This window comes from Cognatundibacterium rugosum, from assembly GCF_014284365.1.
In the GTDB taxonomy this organism is placed as follows: Bacteria; Pseudomonadota; Gammaproteobacteria; order Burkholderiales; family Burkholderiaceae_D; genus Undibacterium; species Undibacterium rugosum.
This window is the reverse complement of record NZ_JACOGG010000001.1, coordinates 1-19,741: the sequence shown is the minus strand read 5'-3', so window position 1 is coordinate 19,741 and position 19,741 is coordinate 1. Positions and strand designations below refer to the sequence as shown.

Sequence of the window (19,741 nt, the reverse complement as noted above, 5' to 3'; positions counted from 1 at the left end):
TTGAAATGCAAATTTCGACAGGAATTTTTCTATTCTACTTCCTGAAAATTGTTCATTTAAAACAGTTGCGAGTGTTATCGATTATTTAGACTGCTTTACGCCAAACTTCAATTACCTCATATTCGGTGATTGCTTGACTGTAATTAGATCAATGTGTTAGCCTATAAACAAGGGCTCAGAGACGCCCTGCAGGGTCGTCGGCGCCGCCAACGCCGAAAGCAAGTTCTCCTCGTCGCAAACAAGCACGACAATCAAATTCAACGCACTCTTACAGCTTCATCACATTCCCACTGGCGGCCTTGGGGAAGGGATGATATTGTTTGGAGAAAAGTGTGTCTGAAAAAATCAAATCCGCCGAGCACCGTCTTGGCTTCCTACTACTGCGTGATGGCCATGCCATTCCACTCCGCGGAATTTCACCAGAAGAAATTAAGCAGGGCGCAAAGCATCGTATCCTTCATCCAGATGCCGATCAGTTGCAACATCGGAAAACATTAAATGCCATTGTTGATCGGCTCGGTTTTTCAGGAGACTTCGGAGATTTCCTGTCGACAGGTTGGCCTGATTTTGAACGTTTTTTGAAAAAAAATGGCTGTACTTCTCAGACGGGGGTTTTCCCCGTTGACCACGGCGGTTGTATTGATCTGCATTTTGGTCCTCTCGGAGGTCCAACTCCACGCCAGCTTTCTGATCGCATTTTTCACTCTGACTTAACATGTCCAGCGCGAATATTTCTTGGATATGGTGTTGATTGGTCTGCTTGGGACAATGGAGACGGTATTCATTGTCCTCAAGATGCGATCGTAACTATCAAAGGGGCGTTTAAGGATGCAGAGGACAGAGGTCGCCAGCTTTTCAAACGCAGACACGACTTGATGATGCAATGGGGGTTTCTTGACGATAAATTGATCTATGGGGATCCTAAACGTATTATCGATAAAACCTACTGGGCGCAAGGTTCTGATCCAAAAGCTCGTGAGGAAAGCCAAGCGAGAGTTGCCGCTGCCGTCCGCGCTTTTCGAGCGGTCTTCAACTGCCAATCAGAAGGGTGGGTGGACGTAAGACCTTATAACGATCGGCTTGTCGTATTGCGGGCACATGATGGTAAATGGGATATTTTGTGGCGTAATTACAGAGAGTCAGAACCACCTCATCCTATCGGCATTGCAAATTCAAATAATCTTCAAATTGAAGATATTCCCTCACGGTTGATGACTAAAAGCGACCATCTGAGGAAGTTTCACTTCCGTCAAGATATATGGGAGGAGCGAGAGGAACATGAGGCAGAACAGGCTTTCTATGATCGAGGAGGCAAAATTTGGGAACGTCGAATGACAAGTGACATTGATGTTCGCATCTCTTGGCTTAAAGATCAACGTCTTTGGTCTGAGCAAAATAGGGCTCAATGGACTGGACCTCTTCCAAATGGATTTAAAGCAGTTCTAGTCAATGGCCGGAGTGTTGCAATGAGTGATATTGTGGACGTTGCTTCTTTTCGGCAGATGTTAATTGAAACAGGTTATGGCGAACGTCGGAACACTGTCCGAGAACCTTGGGAACGTGCTAACGATAAGGCTTCTGATGAAGTTCCTGTTGGTGCGTCGTGGACTGATGCGCAGGCGTATTGTGCTTGGCGAGAGAGACAACTTGGTGTCAATCTTAGACTCCCTACTCAATCGGAGTTGCGCGCTATTCGTCCTGCCTACTCGAAGCATTACGAATCAATGGCTTTCATGGATTTTCCGTGGGAAAACTTTCCCCCTCGTCCAATTGTAAATCCACAAGGTAATGCGGGACATAAAAATGTGCCGTCAGCAGTTACATGGTCTGAATCAAGATTCTTGGAGGTTAGTCCAGATATGCCCGAATTTCCTGACGAAAGTGGTGTCGCCGACAGATCTAGAAAACGCTGGATAAAGGATTTCCCGCCTTGTGCTTCCTGGAAAAATCCCCTTCCGTGGGTTGATCATGAAGGTCTTGCTTTCATTGATGCTTGGGATTCCTACGAGTGGTGCCAAGAAAAAGGAGTTATCAGTGGACGTTTCTGGGAAGGAGAGATTGGGTCAGAATCTTGGGGAGCCTACAAGAACATAAAAGTGACCTTCCGCGTTGTAATAGATCTCGAGGGTTGATCAGGTGTCCATTACGCAAAGTGTAAGTACTGTTTTTTTTGAAGGCAAACCTACTCCAATGTAGAGAAATCAGTGAGCTGACTCAAAAACCTTGTCGCTGTAGATCTATGCTTATTTGAAAAATATTGCCAATTAGATATCAATGGAGTGGCGATTTCGTGACTTAACGGCAGCTATTAATTCAAGGCTGCCGTTCCTTTTAGAACCATTTCATAATGGTTGCCAAACGTTCAAATTGACTTCGTAGATGTGACCGCAAGTTCCTGAATTGATCTTGGAACTGAATGGAACTCTGAACATAGCAAGGGACACATTTCGTTTCCAGTACGCTACGCAACATTTCGCCGCATGGTTTGGTGTGCATTTTGTGAGCGGTATCAGAATTAAGAATTCAGCAGTAAAGGGTTAACCATCGCCCAAAAAAGAACGTTAACAACGAAGTTCATTTGTTATATTTTTTGTGCTATCGTCGTTGACCAATTTATAATTTTCCGACCGAACATGCAAAAAAATATAGCGATCATCTTAGGCGTCACCGACTACGAGGACATAACCCTTGATTTGCCCGCGTGTAAGGCGGACGTCGAGGTTGTAGACATGGTACTGCGTATCGGTGGACATTTTTCCGAAGTCATTACTATCGCGTCTAGTGATGCGCAAACCCTTAAGGCAAAACTTGCGGAAACAATACATAGATTTCAGCATGAAGATATCCAAGATCTTTTTTTCTACTTTACCGGCCACGGTGACTACACCGATGATGGCTTCAACTATCTATTGCGCGATTATTCGAAATCACGTGTTGCAGCAACGAGTTTGGCTAACTCTGAACTTGACGCAATGCTTAAAAGTTTATCTCCAAAGTTAACTATTAAGGTAGTGGATGCTTGCTATTCCGGAACACTTTATATTAAGGACGGATCGTCATTTGACGATTATTTAAAAAGTACAAATACTTTTTCAAACTGCTATTTTCTTTTTAGCTCTCAAAGTGATCAGAGGTCATATGCAGATGAGAATATTAGCGATTTTACGTACGAATTTGCGAGATCAGTAACGACTTCAAGCGCAGACTCAATTAGGTACAAAGATGTTATTGATTCAATCTCAGACGCATTTTCGACACGACGACAGCAACGTCCACTTTTCGTTAGCCAAGCTGATTTTACTGAGGTTTTTGGAATTTATCCTGAAGATGCACGAAATAAGATCGAAACGCTCATTACCAGATACGCCCCTGATGAGAATGTGTTGGACAGTACTGTTACACGCGAAATTAGCCCGCCAATTGCAGTGGTCGAACCATTAACTTTACTTGCGTTGGTAGAGGCAGATGCTAAGCGTTACGTTACTCTTGATGAAGCCCGCTCGTTTGCGGTTGCATTGAAAACCGCGTTAGAAATTTCACCGCAACCTTCCGAGCTTGACAGCATCTATGAGATCTCCTCCAACTGGTTTGATGATTACTATTCGGTACCCAATCCAAAGACATTAGGTGATTGGGTAAAGGCGAGTAAAGAGCACGAGTACTTTGCCTCACCAACATTTGGCGTGGAGACGTATGAAGTCCAACGTGGTGGAATAAATGCTTTCTTTCGTATCCCAGGAGCCGAGTCCGAAATGGTTACAAAGACTCGGCAAGTAGTCACTGGCTTAGAAAGCACAGTCGAAGGATTACCTTTTTTAGCATACCGCATGATTCTAAAACCAAGGCATCCGAACCTTGTACAGTATGCAGCTTGGTTTACTTTTGTAATTTCAAAAACTACGATTCAGGTATTCTTTTCCTTCATGGAATATGATGAGGTTTCATGGGATAAATATAGACCGGGTCTAACAACAAAGTGGGACCGGCACGAATTCAGCTTGACTTCGGCAGGCCCCGCCGCCGAAATAGTCACTGTTTTCTATGAGAAGTTTGTCGCATGGACGACCGAACGGGTGAAAGCCCGCTTAGCAAAGAATGCAAGCCTATAGGCAAAGGCTTATCCAATTCACGCAGAATGACCGCAGACTGTCAGACGTCTTTCGCGTAGCCAGGACGTGGAAGGTTTTTAATCAAGTGCGAAAGACCTCCTGTTCCGCAAAAGATGGAATCTTCTATATAGCTATTCAGGATAATTACGGAGACGTTCAGACTGTCCATCGAATTAAACAAGCGTTGGTTGGGAAATGGTAACAGTGAAATTTTCTAGTGCAGAAACAATAAAAATTACGATTTAATATGAAAACAAAACGCAGAGATAATTTTTCCAGTTCTGTCATTAAGACAATCGAGCGAAGAGTTAATGCTAAGTGCTCAAATCCTGACTGCCGTGTTCCAACCTCTGGTCCCACAGTGAATCCTGATAAAGCTAATAACGTTGGCATTGCAGCTCATATCACCGCAGCTGCGCCGGGAGGCCCGAGATATGACGGTAAAATCACAGCACATCAAAGAGCTGGCATAGATAACGCGATCTGGCTTTGTGCCAACTGTGCAACTAAAATTGATAAGGATGCTGACCGTTATGATATCGATCTCCTGAATAAATGGAAAAAGAAAGCGGAAGAAGATGCTTATAAGGAGTTTGGAAAGACACCGGTGTCTAGACGAGATCACGCTGCTCTAAAAGCATTGGCATTCGGAGGTTTGAGAAAAACAGAATTGAGCGATGCCGTTTCGCGCATCTGCAATCTTACAGCGACTGAGATGGAGCAACTTGATCCAAGGTTTGCTGTCGATGTGGGATATCGAGCAGGAACTACTTCTTTTACGCTCAATCCAATACAACCGGTTAATGTATCTATGAAGGTTGCTGAGGACTTCGTATTTGAATTCGAAACTAAATATTCTGATCTTGTGAAACATGGCAGCGATTTAGAAATCGATACCAAGGCTGTTAAATTTATGGGGTCCCCTCTTTTTGAATTTCAGGGAGATTTACAAGGAAAACTTGTAATCAGTACAAATGTACGAAAGCCTGCCGTACTTAAATGCACTTTTGAAAGAAAAGATGGTACACGCCAAGTTGATGACATACACGGCGAATTGGTTGGTGGGGTGGAGTCGGTTACGTTCAACGGCTCGGCATTTGGTGGACTTATGAAGTTCACCCAATCGTTTTTCACTGATCCTAGAATTGTAAAAAGCTGTCCAATGAGCGTGGAAATTGACCTTGCGTCTTGGTACGAACGTCCAATGCGAGCTCTACCGTATTTTAATAAAGCTTACGAATTCTATGAATCGATCAAAATGGGTGACAAGATGCTGGCACTCGTAGAAATCGATGGTATGACTGCATTTTCCGCAGGGGGAACGTTTAACTGCGAAAATCCCAAAGGTGACGAGTACTATTTTTTATTACGCCATATTCGAAACGTCAGATCAATACTTGAATTGCTAGGGTTGGACGTAAATTTTAGTGAAAAAAATTCTATCACTGCCGAAGAAGCTGAGTTTGTAGAGCAAATTTACCAGATGTTTTTTTGTCAGCAAAAACTAAAAGATAATAAGGTCGCTACTGCGACATTCTCGATGTCAATTTTACCAAATACTAGCGAAAGCCAAATTAATCAAATCTGCGAGAGTGCCAATCCAATCCGAATTGCGCAGAAATTTAAAATGCCAATCAATCTTTGGGGGCTCATAATCGAACTTCCGCAAATCATCATGACATACACTATGGCCACCTTGAAGAAACTTAGCCCTGCAGGAAAAATCAAAGCAGGTAATTCTTACCGTTTCAGAATCAGTCCTTTGGATGATTGCCAACTCATTGTTGAATTCGCCAAAGAGTAATTTGATCAGTAGAACTAAATTGCGTAATTTATAATTAAATTCTCCCGTTGTGAAATACTGTTATCATATTAAAAACTTCATAAAAATATCATCCGGACCTGTTTTAATATGGTGTAGTTGACAATGAAATGAGATTAAGAAGATAGTAGATGGCCAAAATTGACGTCCTTTATATTCAGTTCCACGCCGTGCAAAAGCTACGTCAACCTTGTTTTGAGGTTGCAAACCAGCGGGTTCGCCAGTGGCCAACACTCGAATCGCGAAAATGGTGGTCTGAGTGGCGTCAACAGTTACGACCTTTTTGATTGCAACTCACGAGTCTTGACTCCGTCCCTAAATCAACTCTATCCCCCCACCGACATGTCGACACTAGATGACTTTCAGTACCCACCACCTGTGGATTGGCAGGCATTTCAACGGTTCTGTGTGGATCTGTTTTCTCGCGAATTGCGAGATCCATACTTGACTGAGCATGGCCGAAACGGGCAAAGCCAAGACGGGGTCGACATTTACGGTACTCATCGCCTTGACGACAAGTTAGTTGGCATTCAATGCAAGGGAAAAGATGGACGATATGGGAAGCAGCTCACTGTGAACGAGTTGCGTACTGCGGTCGACGATGCATATAGATTTGAACCTAAGCTGGAAGTTTTTATCTTAGCGACGAGTGGACAAAAGGACAAAAGCCTTCAAGCAGTCGCTCGGGAAATTAGTGCTGAACATCAAAAGATGGATCTATTCAGAGTCGTTATTTTCGATTGGGTAGATATTCTTCGGTTGGCGCAAAATTACCCTTCCCTAGTGCGGGACCGTCTTACGCCGGGCGGCTGGCAAGAGTTAGTGGACAGGGACAACGGACGAACCGTCTCTGTGGACGATATGAATATCAAGCGACGTTACGTACTGGGGCATTCGGTGGGAAACGCGCATACGTATTTCCAAATATTCCTACCCATCATGGTAGTAATGGGTCTGTTTTTCTTTCTCACCCCGATTAGCCTTTTTTGGGGCTTTAAGCCTAACTTTGACTGGATGCTTCCAGTCGTGTGCACATTGTTTATTAGCACTTTTATTGCGTTGCGCGCGAATGCACTAAAGAAATGCCGGTTCACCAATTCAATGCCTCCGATTCGGACAGTGTTTTTTGAAGCCAACGCAAACGGTGATATTTATCTTACGAAATTGGATGCAACGTGCCCATATTGCCGGTCTCGAATGTCATTACGCGTTTGTGGTGACTGGAAAGTCAGAACGGAGGAGATTTTTGTCTGCACAAAGAACCCCTCACAACATCGTATCATAAGTGACTACACGCATTTGCCTCCTGTAAGCTGATAGAGGGCTGGGCGAGTGCGCCAATCTGCAAACGTGTTTAGCATCCACATTTCAGCTTAGCTCCAGCCATGCTAGCCAAAGAGTTTGCATGGTCGAACAGATTTCTTTTAAATTAAATTTCTGTAAAAAATCAAGAGCCACTGATTGGTTATTTTTCGCTTTCCAAGCGGGCCGACCAGCATCTGCTCTCGATAGGGTGTGCCCATGAAACTGGTAACACCGATATGTGTGCCGCTTGGGGTTTCATGCCTTGTGTAAGAACTCGATCCGATTTTCATCGAAGTCTGCAACGTTGGCGGCATAGTAGCCAGAAGCGAAGTAGGTGGGGGCCGCGGGAGCTCCTTCGTCAGTGCCACCTGCAATGATTGCTGCTGCATAGGCAGTATCGACCAGCTCGTTGGTGTCGTAGACGATCCCTAGGTGTAAACCCGTTTCACCGAGCTTCCGTTGACGTACCCAAATACTTGAAACAACCGCCTTCCCACTGATGTAAACATCGTCACCAACGCAGTGAAGGTCTGGGACGGTTTCGGGACCTGCAGTAGAAACGTATTTGCCGAATGCACTCCAGCTAAGCGGCTTCAAGGCTGCTAAGTAAAAGATAAGTGATTTTTCAATTTCGGTGACAGAAATGTAGACATGGTCGATTATTTGGACGCTCTTCCAAGCGTTGGTGTTGTGATGGGAAAAGTTTCTGAACGTGTGGGACGGTGCTTCGGTAATCTATGTAAACGTTCCGTTAGGTCGTGAGCCACGGCCGTTGGCGATGGCCTGCATCAGTTGACGGAGCACTTCTCCATACTCGGATGGACTATGCGACCAACTTCATTCGGTATGTCATACACAGGATTCGTATTTTGAATTGGTTCGACCAACTTTACAGAAAATTGCAGGCTCAGTAGAATCAATGGCTTACTGAGTCGATTCCCGACCAACTTTATTCAGCCTGATCATTTTTAACTGTTCCCGACAATTAAAGTCGTAAACTAAAAATCTTCAAGAAAATGCCCAAACCTGGATCATCAGGCTTGGGTAACCGATGCGTTGGATCTAGTGATGAAAGGCCGCCACATTGACTATGCTGCGCTGGCCGAGATCGGCGATGTGATCTCCGGGAAGCCTGTTGAGTCACCCCCCAATTTGATAAATCGATATCATCTACTCAAGACTGACAACACTCAGTTCACGGCAGATCGTTGCATAACTTGGCCGGATGCATCAGCTAATCAACACAGCCCCTCAAGATGACCACACTTTTTAAGTGTGGCTTTTTATTTGCAGTAACACCAAAGAAACGAAATGATTTGACATCAAAAATCCATAATCGTAATATGCATCATCAGCAAAGAAACGTATCTAGCCATGCTACTGAAACACCTAGCCACCATTTCTGCAGGGCACCCCTTTCGGGGGAAAATACCTGAGTCACCTGGCTCCGGTATTGTCGCTGTGCAAATGAAAGATGCCTCGGCACAGGGCTTCGTGAACTGGGACGATTGCATTGAAACCGAACCCACAGGCCGCCGTGATGATTTTCTGCAAGTCGGCGACATCCTGGTGGCTGCCCGTGGCAGCCGGAACTACGCAGCACTAATCGACAGCACACTCACCATAACGGGAAAAAATGCCGTTGCGGCACCCCAGTTCTTTATTGTCCGCATCACTGCGGCCAACCTGTTGCCTGAATACCTGTGCTGGTTTCTCAATCAGCCCCCCAGCCAGCGCTACTTTGAACTCAATGCTGAGGGCACCCTCACCAAGGCCATCAAGCGCAATGCTTTAGACGACATACCGATCGCAGTACCTGATCTTGCCAGGCAACAGGCCATCGTTGGTCTCGCCAACACGCTGCAACAAGAGCTGCGCCTGATCGAACAACTACGCCGTAACGGCGAGCAAATGCTGGCGGCCATTGCCAATGAATTGGCAAAAAATGTGGAGGATTCAAAATGAATGACCAACATCAATCATTCGAAGCATTGAAGCAGTTATCCGATGAAGGCTTTGAATACTGGTCTGCTCGTGACCTGGCGCCTCTGCTCGAATACAAGGACTGGCGGAATTTTCAGAAGGTGATCAGCAAGGCCATGCAAGCTTGCGAGGCTAGTGGGCATGATCTTGCCGACCATTTCGTTGAAGCCACCAAAATGGTTATGCTTGGCTCTGGATCGCAACGTGAGCTAGATGATGTTCAGCTCTCGCGCTATGCCTGCTATCTCGTCGTGCAAAATGCAGATCCATCTAAACCAGTTATCGCAGCTGGACAGACATATTTTGCTCTGCAGACCCGCCGTCAGGAACTGGCGGACAATGCGTCATTTCAGCAACTGAAAGAAGATCAGAAACGGCTTTTTCTTCGCGCTGAAATGCGTGAGCACAACAAACAACTGGTCGAGGCGGCACAACAAGCCGGTGTCTAAACCACCCTGGATTTTGCCATTTTTCAAAACCATGGCTACAAGGGCTTGTACGGCGGGCTGGATCAAAAAGGCATCCATCAGCAAAAAGGGTTGAAAAAGAGCCAAAAAATTCTTGATTACATGGGTTCGACCGAACTGGCAGCCAACCTGTTCCGTGCCACGCAAGCTGAAGAAAAACTCCGCCGTGACAATGTGCAGGACAAACAACAGGCTAACCGCACCCACTTTGAAGTCGGCAGAAAAGTCCGCCAAACCATCGCCGAATTGGGCGGCACCATGCCAGAAAACCTGCCAACACCCGAACAAAGCATCAAACAATTGGAATCTGCCGCGAAAAAGCTGGCTAACCCATCAGACAAGGAATAACCATGACCGATCAAATCAATCAGGACGACATCAACAAAGCACTCTGGGCGGCCTGCGATACGTTTCGCGGCACCATCAGCGCCGATACCTACAAAGACTTCGTGCTCACCATGCTGTTCCTCAAATACATCAGCGATGTATGGCAGGACCATTACGACAGCTATCAAGCCGAATATGGTGATGAACCTGAGTTGATCGAAGAAATGCTGAAAAACGAGCGTTTTGTGCTGCCCAAAGAAGCTAGTTTCTACAAGCTGTACGAGCGTCGTCACGAGCCCGGCAATGGCGAGCGCATCGATCAGGCGTTGCACGCGATTGAAGAAGCCAACGGCACCAAGCTCAAAGACGCGGGCAAAAGTGTGTTTCAGGACATCAGTTTCAACACCGACAAGCTGGGCGAAGAAAAGCAGAAGAACACCATCCTGCGCCACCTGCTGGAAGACTTTGCCAAGCCCGAGCTCAACCTCAAGCCCAGCCGCGTCGGCACGCTCGACATCATCGGCAATGGCTACGAATTTTTGATCAAAAACTTCGCCGCCAGCGGTGGCCAGAAAGCCGGTGAATTCTATACCCCACCAGAAGTTTCCGAGCTGATTGCCGAGCTGCTCGACCCGCAGCCGGGCGACACCATTTGCGACCCCGCCTGCGGCTCGGCCTCGCTCTTGATGAAGTGCGGCCGTAAGGTCGTTGCCAACCACGGCAGCAAAAACTACGCGCTATACGGGCAGGAAGCCATCGGCTCCACCTGGTCGCTGGCCAAGATGAATATGTTTCTGCATGGGGAAGACAACCACAAAATCGAATGGGGCGACACCATCCGCAACCCCAAGCTGCTCGATATTAATGGCGAGCTGATGCTGTTCGACATCGTGACCGCCAACCCGCCGTTTAGCCTCGAAAAATGGGGGCATGACGAAGCGGAAAACGATAAATATAGCCGCTTCCGCCGTGGCATACCGCCCAAAACCAAGGGCGACTACGCCTTTATCCTGCACATGATCGAAACGCTGAAACCCGGCAGTGGCCGCATGGGCGTGGTGGTGCCACATGGCGTGCTGTTCCGTGGCAGCAGCGAAGGCGCAATTCGCCAGAAGCTGATTGAAGAAAACCTGCTCGACGCAGTCATCGGCCTGCCGGAAAAACTGTTTTACGGCACCGGCATCCCGGCTGCGATCCTGATTTTCAGCAAGGAGAAATCCGACACCAACGTGCTGTTTATCGATGCCAGCCGCGAATGCAAAGCCGGTAAAAACCAGAACCAGCTCACCGAAGACAACATCACCAAAATCGTCACCACCTACCGCGAAGGCCATAGCATTGATAAATACGCCTATGTGGCGAGCCTTGACGAGATCAAAGATAACGACTTCAACCTGAATATCCCACGCTACGTCGATACCTTTGAAGAAGAGGCAGAAATCGACCTGCTGGCGGTGCGTTCCGAGCGCGAGCAGCTGAAAGTGCAATTGAATGCGCTGGAAACCGAAATGGCGAAATATCTGCAGGAGCTGGGTTATGGTGCCTAATGGATGGGATTTAGCTTGTTTTGAGAGCCTAAAAATCTCAATTATCGATGGCGATCGAGGTATAAACTACCCAAAGAAAGAGGATTACCTCACCGATGGCTACGCTCTTTTTTTGGGTGCGGATAACATTGAAAATGGCTTATTAAATATTGAGAAGACAATATATATCTCAAAAGAAAAACATAACTCTATGCGTAAGGGTGTTGTTCAAGAGAGTGACATTATTCTTGTCATGAGGGGAAATGGCACTGGTCGATCTTGTATTTATACAAACAAAGTTGAATCACATGCTGCTCGTATTAACTCAGGATTAATTATCATTAGAGTGCACCAAGACTATTCAAATGTGCATTTCCTTCAACAATTGCTCTTGTCACCGGTAATACAAAAGCAATTCGAAAGCTTCATGTTCGGAAGCGCTCAACCTCAGTTAACTGTACGGCTACTTAAAAGCTTAAGATTTGCATGCCCTCCACCTCTAGAGCAAAAGAAAATTTCCCAAATCCTCACGACTTGGGATCAGGCCATCGCCACTACCGAGCGCTTGCTCGACCTCGCCCGCCAGCAGAAAAAAGCCCTGATGCAACAACTGCTCACCGGCAAAAAACGCTTGGCGGATAAAAGTGGCGTCAAATTTCAGAGCGAATGGCATCGCACTGAGTTGGGGGAGTTGCTTGACTATAAGCAGCCGACGCCATATTTGGTTGACTCAACTGAATACCGCGACGAATACAAAATCCCTGTGCTAACAGCAGGAAAGACATTCATCTTGGGTTACACAGACGAAACGTCCGGCATTTATCAGGAAGACCTGCCTGCGATCATTTTTGATGATTTCACTACAGACAGTAAATTTGTCGATTTTCCCTTCAAGGCAAAATCAAGTGCAATGAAAATCTTGGTTGCAAAAAAAGGCGTATCAATCAAGTACGTTTTTGAAGCTATGCAGATGTTGAACTTTGCTGTGGGTGGGCATCAGCGTCATTGGATTTCCATATTCTCAAATTTGGTTGTTCCGATTCCAAGCAAGGAAGAACAGGAAAAGATCGCCACTGTTTTATCTGCAGCCGATCAAGAAATCGATACCCTACTATCCCAGCTCAACGGACTGAAACAAGAGAAAAAAGCCCTAATGCAAACCCTGCTGACCGGCAAGCGCCGTGTCTCATTGGAAAATACGGAGAGAACGCCATGTTAACGAAGGTGCATATCACGAATTTTAAAAGTTACAAGAATGAAACGCTACATCTTGCACCTTTGACGCTAATGATAGGCGCGAATGCTTCGGGTAAAAGCAATGCACTGGAGGCATTCCGTTTTTTGAGCTGGTTAAGTCAGGGACAAAAACTGTCGGTACTTAAACACAGCATAGATGGTTCGGAGCAGATTCTTCGCGGGCAAGTTAGAGATTTAGGGTATTTGGGGGCAAATTCATTTCAACTAGGCTGCACAATTGACGACAAAAGTTGGAATCATTTCGAAGTAGAGATATCGCTGAGAGATGATGAGTTGCATATTTCCAAAGAAACGATTACGTCGTCGAGTGAGAACTTTCCGCTTTACCGGATAGAGCAAGCGTCAACAGGTCTAAGTACCGACGTGAAAGTGGCTTATAACAACTTTGCTCGTGGAGGAAAAAAGCCTCAGGTTAATTGCACTGACCAGATCGCGATTATGAATCAGCTTGCAAGTTCGGCAATGTTCGAATCCGGCCACCAAAAGGCACAAAAAGAAATACCGGAAACAACGCTTAAATTCCAGAGGTTGCTCGAGGACACGCTGTTTCTCGATCCCGTACCATCTTTAATGCGTGGTGACAGTTATCCAGACAAGCGCTTGCGAGGCAGTTGTGCCAATCTGTCTGGTGTTTTATTTACCCTCTGCAAAAAACAAGAATTTAAGAGCATCATTGTTGATTTTATTAAGAGCCTTCCCGAGCAAAATATTACGGATATTAAATTCTTCGAAGATAAACGGGGGCAAGTGTCATTAGAGTTAATTGAAAGTTTTGGGGGTACTACCCGCCCATGCAAAGTGGAATTGTTATCTGATGGAACATTGCGTGTATTGGCAATTGCTGCCGCGCTGCTTTCAACACCAGAAGGTTCAACTGTCGTTATTGAAGAAGTTGATAACGGTATTCACCCTTCTCGTGCCAAGCAATTGCTGGCGACCATCCGTGATCATGCAGAACGACGAAATGTCCGGTTGCTACTTTCCACGCATAATCCAGCGTTAATGGATGCCTTACCAGATAGCGCATTAGGAGATGTCATTTTTTGCTACCGCAGTACAGAAAATGGCGATAGTCGATTGGTACGTTTACAGGACTTGGAGGACTATGTTGGATTGGTTGCCCAAGGACCGCTTGGCGATCTGGTGACGAATGGTGTAGTAGATCGGTTTGTGAAATCTCCAGTTAGCAAGGCGCAAAAAAAGAAAAATGCGTTGGATTGGCTAGCAAAGATGCAGGGAGATGATCAATGAGCGGAGTCTGCATTATCGATACCAGTATTTTTCTCAATTTGCTCAATGTGCCCGGTAGGAATCAGGAAAAACACAAAGTCATTGAAGATTTTAAAGAGTATGCCGAGCTGGGGACCAGCTTTATTTTACCAATGGCGACGATCATCGAAACGGGGAACCATATTGCCCAGAATGGCGATGGAGGAACTCGGCGGGCAACGGCTTTACGGTTCTGCACTGCAGTAAAGGGGGCATTTAATGGGAAAGCTCCTTATCGCCCGAGCGATTTCCCAAGAAATAGTGAAGTGAATGGATGGATTGATAAATTCCCCGATCTCGCCGGACAAAACAAAACTCCCGAAAAAACGACAGAAGGCACCAGTTTCGGAGATCTCAGCATCATTGAGGAATTTAATAATTGCACAGCAAAATTCCCGATGTCCGAAGTATTTATTTGGTCTCTGGATAGCGATTTGTCCGCATATCATTGGTCTCCTAAGTTACCGTAAGCAAAATGCTGGTGTGTGACTGGCTACAATTCAGGAAGTAAGTTAGCCATTCTGATTGTTCTCTGCAACTTACTTTCAGTTGTTCGGTTTAACCCGACAACTGAACACCAATAATGATCGGGCTATTGAATATGCACGAAATGGAGTTTACACCCGAAGAACTTTCGCAACAGTTGCGCAATTTGCCGGAATTGCCGCTGTTTGATGGCGTGGATACGAGTGACCTCACTCCAAATACGAGTGACCTCGACTCAAATACGAGTGACCTTAGGGGCGATGCGAGTGACCTCCCTCCAGAACTGCTCACAGCGATGGCTACTCTTGGCACAAAGCCACGTCGTGAAAAGCTGTGGCCAGTCATTATCTGGTTGTGCGCCATTCGATCGCATACCGCGGAAGAGCTGGCCGCCCGGCTTGGCAATCGGCAGGTAACAGCTCTAAAAAGCCAGCATTTGAGCTTGCTGCGCGAGCAAGAAAAATTGCTGCAGTACAGTTACCCCGAAGTGGTTAATCATCCGCAGCAAGCCTATGTCACTACCGCTGCTGGCCGCGCCTGGCTGGCCGAGCAGGGAATTACCGTATATGAATAACACACCAAAATTTCAAGAAGAATATAGCGCCAAAATCCCCGCGCTGACGCTACTCACCAACCTTGGCTGGACATTCCTGCCGCCCGGGGTGGCCTTAGCCAAACGCGGTGGCAAGCAGGATGAAGTGGTGCTGCGCGACGAGTTGCGGCAGGTTTTGCAAACGCGCCGCTTTCGCTTCGAGGGGCGTGAGCAGGCTTTGTCCGATAAAGCGGTTGATAAATTGATCGCCGAAGTATGCAGTCCAGCGCTGAATGAAGGCCTCGCGCTGGCCAATGAAAAGCTCTACAACCACATGCTGTACGGCATATCGGTGACCGAGTTTGTCGATGGTAAAAAGGCCAACCCGACCATTGCGCTGATCGATTGGGAAACGCCAGAGAACAATAGCTTCCTGTTTACAGAGGAGTACAGCGTCACGCGCTCGGGCGGTGTGGATAGCCGCCGACCGGATATTGTGTGCTTTGTGAATGGCATCCCGCTGGTGGTGATCGAGGCCAAGCGGCCGGATGGTAACGCCAAAAAAGGGCCAACCATTGCCGAGGGCATTTCGCAATCGCTGCGCAACCAGCGTCACGATGAAATCCCGCGCCTGTTTGCCTATGCCCAGCTGATTTTATCCATCAACGGCACCGATGGACGCTATGGCACTTGTGGCACGCCAGAGAAGTTTTTCGCGACCTGGCGCGAAGAGGATATCTCTGATGCTGAAATGTATGCGATCAAAAATAAGACGCTGAGCCAGCTACAGACCGATACCCTATTTAATCATCGCCCAGCCAAGGATTTGGCCTGGTTTCATTCGCTGCTGGCCGGTGGTGAGCTGGCCGTCACTGGGCAAGATAAATTGCTAATCAGCTTGCTCAAGCCCGCCCGCCTGATGGAGATGGTGCGCTACTTCACGCTGTACGATAAAAAGGTCGGCAAGATCGTTGCCCGCTATCAGCAGGTGTTTGGCATCAAGCGGCTGATTGCCCGCATCAATACCCGCCGCGCCGATGGTGGGCGCGAAGGCGGTGTGATCTGGCATACCACGGGGTCGGGCAAATCGTTCACCATGGTGTTTTTAAGCAAGGCGCTGATTCTGCATGCTTCGCTGAAGCAATGCCGCATGGTGGTGGTGACTGACCGCGTTGATCTGGAAAGCCAGCTATCTAAAACGTTTGCATCTGGCGGCGAGTTGTCGAGCAAGAAAGACAAAGAAGCAGCGCTAGCCACCTCCGGCAAGCGATTGGCTGAGCAAATCAGCACTGGCACCGAACGCATTATTTTTTCGCTGATTCACAAATTCAATACCGCAACCAAGCTTCCGGAATGTGTGAATACCAGTCCTGATATCGTTGTGCTGATTGATGAAGGCCACCGCAGTCAGGGTGGCGAGAGCAATATCCGCATGAAGCAGGCCATGCCCAATGCATCCTTCGTGGCTTTTACCGGCACGCCGCTGCTGAAAGATGATAAAACCACCAATAAATTTGGCCCCATCGTTCACGCTTACACCATGCAACGTGCTGCAGAAGATGAAGCAGTAACACCATTGCTGTATGAAGAACGGATTCCCGATCTCGATATCAACGACAGAGCGATTGATGCGGGTTTTACGCGCATTACCACCAGCCTGACTGACGAGCAGAAAGCTGACCTGAAACGCAAATACGCCAAACGCGGCGAGCTTTATCGTGCCGACGACCGTATCCAGCTGATTGCCCGAGATATAGCGGAACACTTCGACAAGAACATCACCGGCGGCCTGAAAGGCCAGCTGGCATGTGACAGCAAAGCATCGGCCATTAAATACAAAAAATATCTGGATGAAGCTGGGTTATTTGAATCTGCGGTGGTGATCAGCGCACCGGATACCCGCGAGGGCAATTCGGAAGTGGATGAGGCTTCGATTCCGGAGGTAACGCAGTGGTGGAAAGAGAATGTCGGCTCGCAAGACGAACAGGCCTACACCAGGCAGGTGATCGAGCGGTTTGATAAAGACGAATCGCTGAAACTGTTGATCGTGGTGGATAAGCTGCTCACCGGCTTTGATGAACCGAAAAACACCGTGCTGTATATCGATAAGCCTCTAAAAGAGCACAACCTGATTCAGGCCATTGCTCGCGTTAACCGGTTGCATCCGCTGAAAAAATTCGGTTTGCTGATCGACTATCGCGGCATTTTGGCCGAGCTGGATACCACGATTGCCAAGTATCAGGACTTGGCTTCGCGCACGCAGGGCGGTTACGACATCAACGATATCGCTGGCCTCTACAACCCGATGAGCACAGAATACAAACGCCTGCCGCGCTTATACAAACAGCTCTGGGCGATTTTTGATGGTGTTAAAAACAAAAACGACATCGAACAACTGCGCCAGGTGTTGATCCCGAAAACCGAAGAGCGCAATGGTGAGTTGGTCGATGTAAACCAGAAGGTGCGTGATGACTTTTACGAAGCGCTGAGTGAGTTCTCCGGCTGCCTCAAAGTGGCACTGCAGTCTGCAACCTTCTTTGAGGACACCAGTTTTAGCGACGCCGACCGCCAGCACTATAAGGAAACGGTGAAGCAGTTCTCCAGCCTGCGCCAATTGGTAAAGCAGGATTCAGGTGAAACCATCAACTACGATGACTATGCTGCGCAGGTAAAAAAACTGCTTGATAAGCACGTCGTGGGCGTGGAAGTGCGCGAACCAAACGGTACCTATGAAGTTGGCAAAATGGGCAGCAAACCCAAGCCGGAAGACTGGTCAGAAGAAAAAACCCGTAACGAAACCGACATCATCAAAACCCGCGTGGCGAAGATGATCGAGCAGGAATTGCATGATGACCCTTATGCGCAGGAGGCTTTCTCCAAGCTGCTGCGAGATGCTATCGCTGAGGCTGAAAAGCTATTCGATCACCCGCTCAAGCAATATTTGCTGTTCCACGAGTTTGAAGAAAAAGTGCAAAGTCGCCAGCTGGATGAGTTGCCGGATGCATTTAATGGTAACCGTCATGCGCAAGCCTATTTCGGCATCTTCAAGAAGACCCTGCCCGAGGTGTTTGCCATTAGCGATACGCAGGTGATGGGCAAATGGGTAGCGCTGGCATTTGACATTGACCAGCTAGTTGAGCAAGTGGTTGGTGAACATTCGATCAACCCGCAAAACATCGAGGCCAACATCCGCAAGCAATTGCTGCCACTCTTGTTCAAAGAGTGCAAAGCCATTGGCGCAGGTATGGATCAGGCCAAGGCGATGGTGGAATGGGTGGTGCAGATTACCCGGGTTGGCCTCAATGCTGCTGGGGTTTGAGGTGAGCGTCGCAATAAAGCCAAAGTCAGAAAAAACGAATCTGTCATTTAACTATGCAGACGAGCAGATTCGTTTTGTGCGGCTACCGCGCACAGAAGGCAATGGCAAAATCCTGATCAAAGTATTGCCAGATTGCCGCGTGCAAATCAGCGCGCCTGAAACAGCCAGTGATGAGCAAGTGATCGCTGCTGCCAAACAGCGTGCGCGCTGGATTTATCAGCAACTACGCGAGTTCCGATCCCGCCTGGAACACGTACGCCCACGGCAGTACATCAGCGGTGAAAGTCACTTTTACCTAGGCAAACAGTACGTCCTGAAAGTCATCGAAAACCCGACAGAAAAACCATCCGTAAAACTACTGCGCGGCAAAATCGAAGTAACGGTGCGGGAAAAGTCAGCGGAGAAAATCAACGCACTACTTGCTGATTGGTACAAAGCGCGAGCGAAAGAAGTCTTTGCCCGTCGATTAGAGGCAATGCTAGAGCAAGCGCTATGGGTCAGCGAAAAGCCACCACTGAGAGTCCTGACCATGCAAACGCAATGGGGTAGTTGCTCTCCTGCTGGACGATTAACGCTCAATCCTCACCTGGCCAAAGCGCCCAGAGACTGTATTGATTACGTCATCCTGCACGAGCTATGTCACCTGGCCGAACACAACCACAGCGAGCGCTTCTACCGGCTGATGGGGCAAGTGATGCCCAACTGGGAAAAGGTAAAGGGACGGCTGGATAAGATGGCAAACTCTCTCATTAATTAGAACCAGAGCGTGTTGGGGTATGAGCGGTGGTGGTAGCTGTTTGCCTGTGGTTAAGTGTCAGTTACCAATGCTCATACTCATACAGGTAATCACAGATTTTTTCATTTAAGGATGAAACTCTATTTTTGTGTTAATAGGCATTAGTGAGGGCTGGCCTCAATGTTAGGATGAAACTTTAGTTCCCTGGATAGACAAGAAGCAGTTCAAAAGCGCTGCTTTTAGCCATTGTAAGAATGAGACTTTATTTTCATCTCACAACTGTTCCCGGCAATTAAAGTCGTCAACTAAAAATCCTCAAGAAAATGCCCAAACCTGGATGATCAGGCTTGGGCATTTTGGTATCTGCATCTGAGCATAAATGAGCTCTTGATTTATCCTAGCTTCGCTGTAGGGCCAACTAGGCGAAGTTGACTCATTTGATGTGCGAGGGAATAGCGATACCTGTTGGATAGAGGGTAAGCGCGAATTTCCCCGCACCTTGCAACGTGAACAGTGGTTGAATTATGGCGTGACGCTGCCAGCGTAGTTAAACGGCAGCAGGTCGTGCAAGTCTGCCCCCTCTGCGCGCAGCGGCAATTCGGT

The 19,741-nt window shown here is 47.4% G+C and carries 15 protein-coding genes; 14 read left to right on the top strand and 1 reads right to left on the bottom strand.

Annotated features, from left to right (window positions below; genetic code table 11):
* Nucleotides 1-332 precede the first annotated feature (332 nt).
* From H8K47_RS18565 to H8K47_RS00055, 4 genes are all read left to right on the top strand, one after another.
* Nucleotides 333-2,132 (top strand): SUMF1/EgtB/PvdO family nonheme iron enzyme, encoded by a 1,800-nt coding sequence (locus H8K47_RS18565; protein WP_186879397.1) that lies wholly within the window; start codon nucleotides 333-335, stop codon nucleotides 2,130-2,132.
* 501 nt (nucleotides 2,133-2,633) lie between these two features.
* Nucleotides 2,634-4,109, top strand: a complete 1,476-nt coding sequence (locus tag H8K47_RS00065; protein WP_186879396.1) for a caspase family protein — start codon at nucleotides 2,634-2,636, stop codon at nucleotides 4,107-4,109.
* 247 nt (nucleotides 4,110-4,356) lie between these two features.
* Nucleotides 4,357-5,913: a hypothetical protein gene (locus H8K47_RS00060; protein ID WP_186879395.1), complete on the top strand. Its 1,557-nt coding sequence runs from the start codon at nucleotides 4,357-4,359 to the stop codon at nucleotides 5,911-5,913.
* Nucleotides 5,914-6,273: 360 nt separating this feature from the next.
* Nucleotides 6,274-7,248 (top strand): PDDEXK family nuclease, encoded by a 975-nt coding sequence (locus H8K47_RS00055; RefSeq protein WP_186879394.1) that lies wholly within the window; start codon nucleotides 6,274-6,276, stop codon nucleotides 7,246-7,248.
* A gap of 243 nt (nucleotides 7,249-7,491) precedes the next feature.
* Here H8K47_RS00055 and H8K47_RS00050 read toward each other — a convergent pair whose 3' ends face one another.
* Nucleotides 7,492-7,833, bottom strand: coding sequence for a VOC family protein (locus tag H8K47_RS00050; RefSeq protein ID WP_186879393.1), 342 nt, complete (start codon nucleotides 7,831-7,833; stop codon nucleotides 7,492-7,494).
* A gap of 870 nt (nucleotides 7,834-8,703) precedes the next feature.
* Here H8K47_RS00050 and H8K47_RS00045 point away from each other — a divergent pair.
* From H8K47_RS00045 to H8K47_RS00005, 10 genes are all read left to right on the top strand, one after another.
* A complete protein-coding gene (locus H8K47_RS00045; RefSeq protein ID WP_222612697.1) occupies nucleotides 8,704-9,201 on the top strand; it encodes a restriction endonuclease subunit S domain-containing protein in 498 nt (165 codons plus the stop codon).
* Nucleotides 9,198-9,668 (top strand): DNA damage-inducible protein D, encoded by a 471-nt coding sequence (gene dinD, locus H8K47_RS18205; protein WP_230410120.1) that lies wholly within the window; start codon nucleotides 9,198-9,200, stop codon nucleotides 9,666-9,668. Before H8K47_RS00045 ends, dinD begins: the two co-directional genes overlap by 4 nt.
* 90 nt (nucleotides 9,669-9,758) lie before the next feature.
* The gene (locus tag H8K47_RS18200; RefSeq protein WP_230410119.1) at nucleotides 9,759-10,034 is read left to right on the top strand and encodes a hypothetical protein; all 276 of its coding nucleotides are present in this window, start codon (nucleotides 9,759-9,761) and stop codon (nucleotides 10,032-10,034) included.
* Between the two features lie 2 nt (nucleotides 10,035-10,036).
* Nucleotides 10,037-11,560 (top strand): type I restriction-modification system subunit M, encoded by a 1,524-nt coding sequence (locus tag H8K47_RS00035; protein WP_186879391.1) that lies wholly within the window; start codon nucleotides 10,037-10,039, stop codon nucleotides 11,558-11,560.
* A complete protein-coding gene (locus tag H8K47_RS00030; protein ID WP_186879390.1) occupies nucleotides 11,550-12,758 on the top strand; it encodes a restriction endonuclease subunit S in 1,209 nt (402 codons plus the stop codon). The genes H8K47_RS00035 and H8K47_RS00030 overlap by 11 nt, the downstream gene beginning before the upstream one ends.
* Nucleotides 12,752-14,047, top strand: a complete 1,296-nt coding sequence (locus H8K47_RS00025) for an AAA family ATPase (protein WP_186879389.1) — start codon at nucleotides 12,752-12,754, stop codon at nucleotides 14,045-14,047. The genes H8K47_RS00030 and H8K47_RS00025 overlap by 7 nt, the downstream gene beginning before the upstream one ends.
* A complete protein-coding gene (locus H8K47_RS00020) occupies nucleotides 14,044-14,535 on the top strand; it encodes a hypothetical protein (RefSeq protein WP_186879388.1) in 492 nt (163 codons plus the stop codon). The genes H8K47_RS00025 and H8K47_RS00020 overlap by 4 nt, the downstream gene beginning before the upstream one ends.
* Before the next feature lie 113 nt (nucleotides 14,536-14,648).
* Nucleotides 14,649-15,125 (top strand): hypothetical protein, encoded by a 477-nt coding sequence (locus H8K47_RS00015; RefSeq protein ID WP_186879387.1) that lies wholly within the window; start codon nucleotides 14,649-14,651, stop codon nucleotides 15,123-15,125.
* Nucleotides 15,118-18,402 (top strand): type I restriction endonuclease subunit R, encoded by a 3,285-nt coding sequence (locus H8K47_RS00010; protein WP_186879386.1) that lies wholly within the window; start codon nucleotides 15,118-15,120, stop codon nucleotides 18,400-18,402. Before H8K47_RS00015 ends, H8K47_RS00010 begins: the two co-directional genes overlap by 8 nt.
* Nucleotides 18,386-19,159, top strand: a complete 774-nt coding sequence (locus H8K47_RS00005; RefSeq protein ID WP_186879664.1) for a M48 family metallopeptidase — start codon at nucleotides 18,386-18,388, stop codon at nucleotides 19,157-19,159. Before H8K47_RS00010 ends, H8K47_RS00005 begins: the two co-directional genes overlap by 17 nt.
* Nucleotides 19,160-19,741: the final 582 nt, after the last annotated feature.

Coding starts and splice junctions, on each gene's coding strand:
- H8K47_RS00065 (WP_186879396.1), top strand. CDS start 2,634: ATGCAAAAAAATATAGCGATCATCTTAGGCGTCACCGACTACGAGGAC.
- H8K47_RS00060 (WP_186879395.1), top strand. CDS start 4,357: ATGAAAACAAAACGCAGAGATAATTTTTCCAGTTCTGTCATTAAGACA.
- H8K47_RS00055 (WP_186879394.1), top strand. CDS start 6,274: ATGTCGACACTAGATGACTTTCAGTACCCACCACCTGTGGATTGGCAG.
- H8K47_RS00045 (WP_222612697.1), top strand. CDS start 8,704: ATGAAAGATGCCTCGGCACAGGGCTTCGTGAACTGGGACGATTGCATT.
- dinD (WP_230410120.1), top strand. CDS start 9,198: ATGAATGACCAACATCAATCATTCGAAGCATTGAAGCAGTTATCCGAT.
- H8K47_RS00035 (WP_186879391.1), top strand. CDS start 10,037: ATGACCGATCAAATCAATCAGGACGACATCAACAAAGCACTCTGGGCG.
- H8K47_RS00030 (WP_186879390.1), top strand. CDS start 11,550: ATGGTGCCTAATGGATGGGATTTAGCTTGTTTTGAGAGCCTAAAAATC.
- H8K47_RS00025 (WP_186879389.1), top strand. CDS start 12,752: ATGTTAACGAAGGTGCATATCACGAATTTTAAAAGTTACAAGAATGAA.
- H8K47_RS00020 (WP_186879388.1), top strand. CDS start 14,044: ATGAGCGGAGTCTGCATTATCGATACCAGTATTTTTCTCAATTTGCTC.
- H8K47_RS00015 (WP_186879387.1), top strand. CDS start 14,649: ATGATCGGGCTATTGAATATGCACGAAATGGAGTTTACACCCGAAGAA.
- H8K47_RS00010 (WP_186879386.1), top strand. CDS start 15,118: ATGAATAACACACCAAAATTTCAAGAAGAATATAGCGCCAAAATCCCC.
- H8K47_RS00005 (WP_186879664.1), top strand. CDS start 18,386: ATGCTGCTGGGGTTTGAGGTGAGCGTCGCAATAAAGCCAAAGTCAGAA.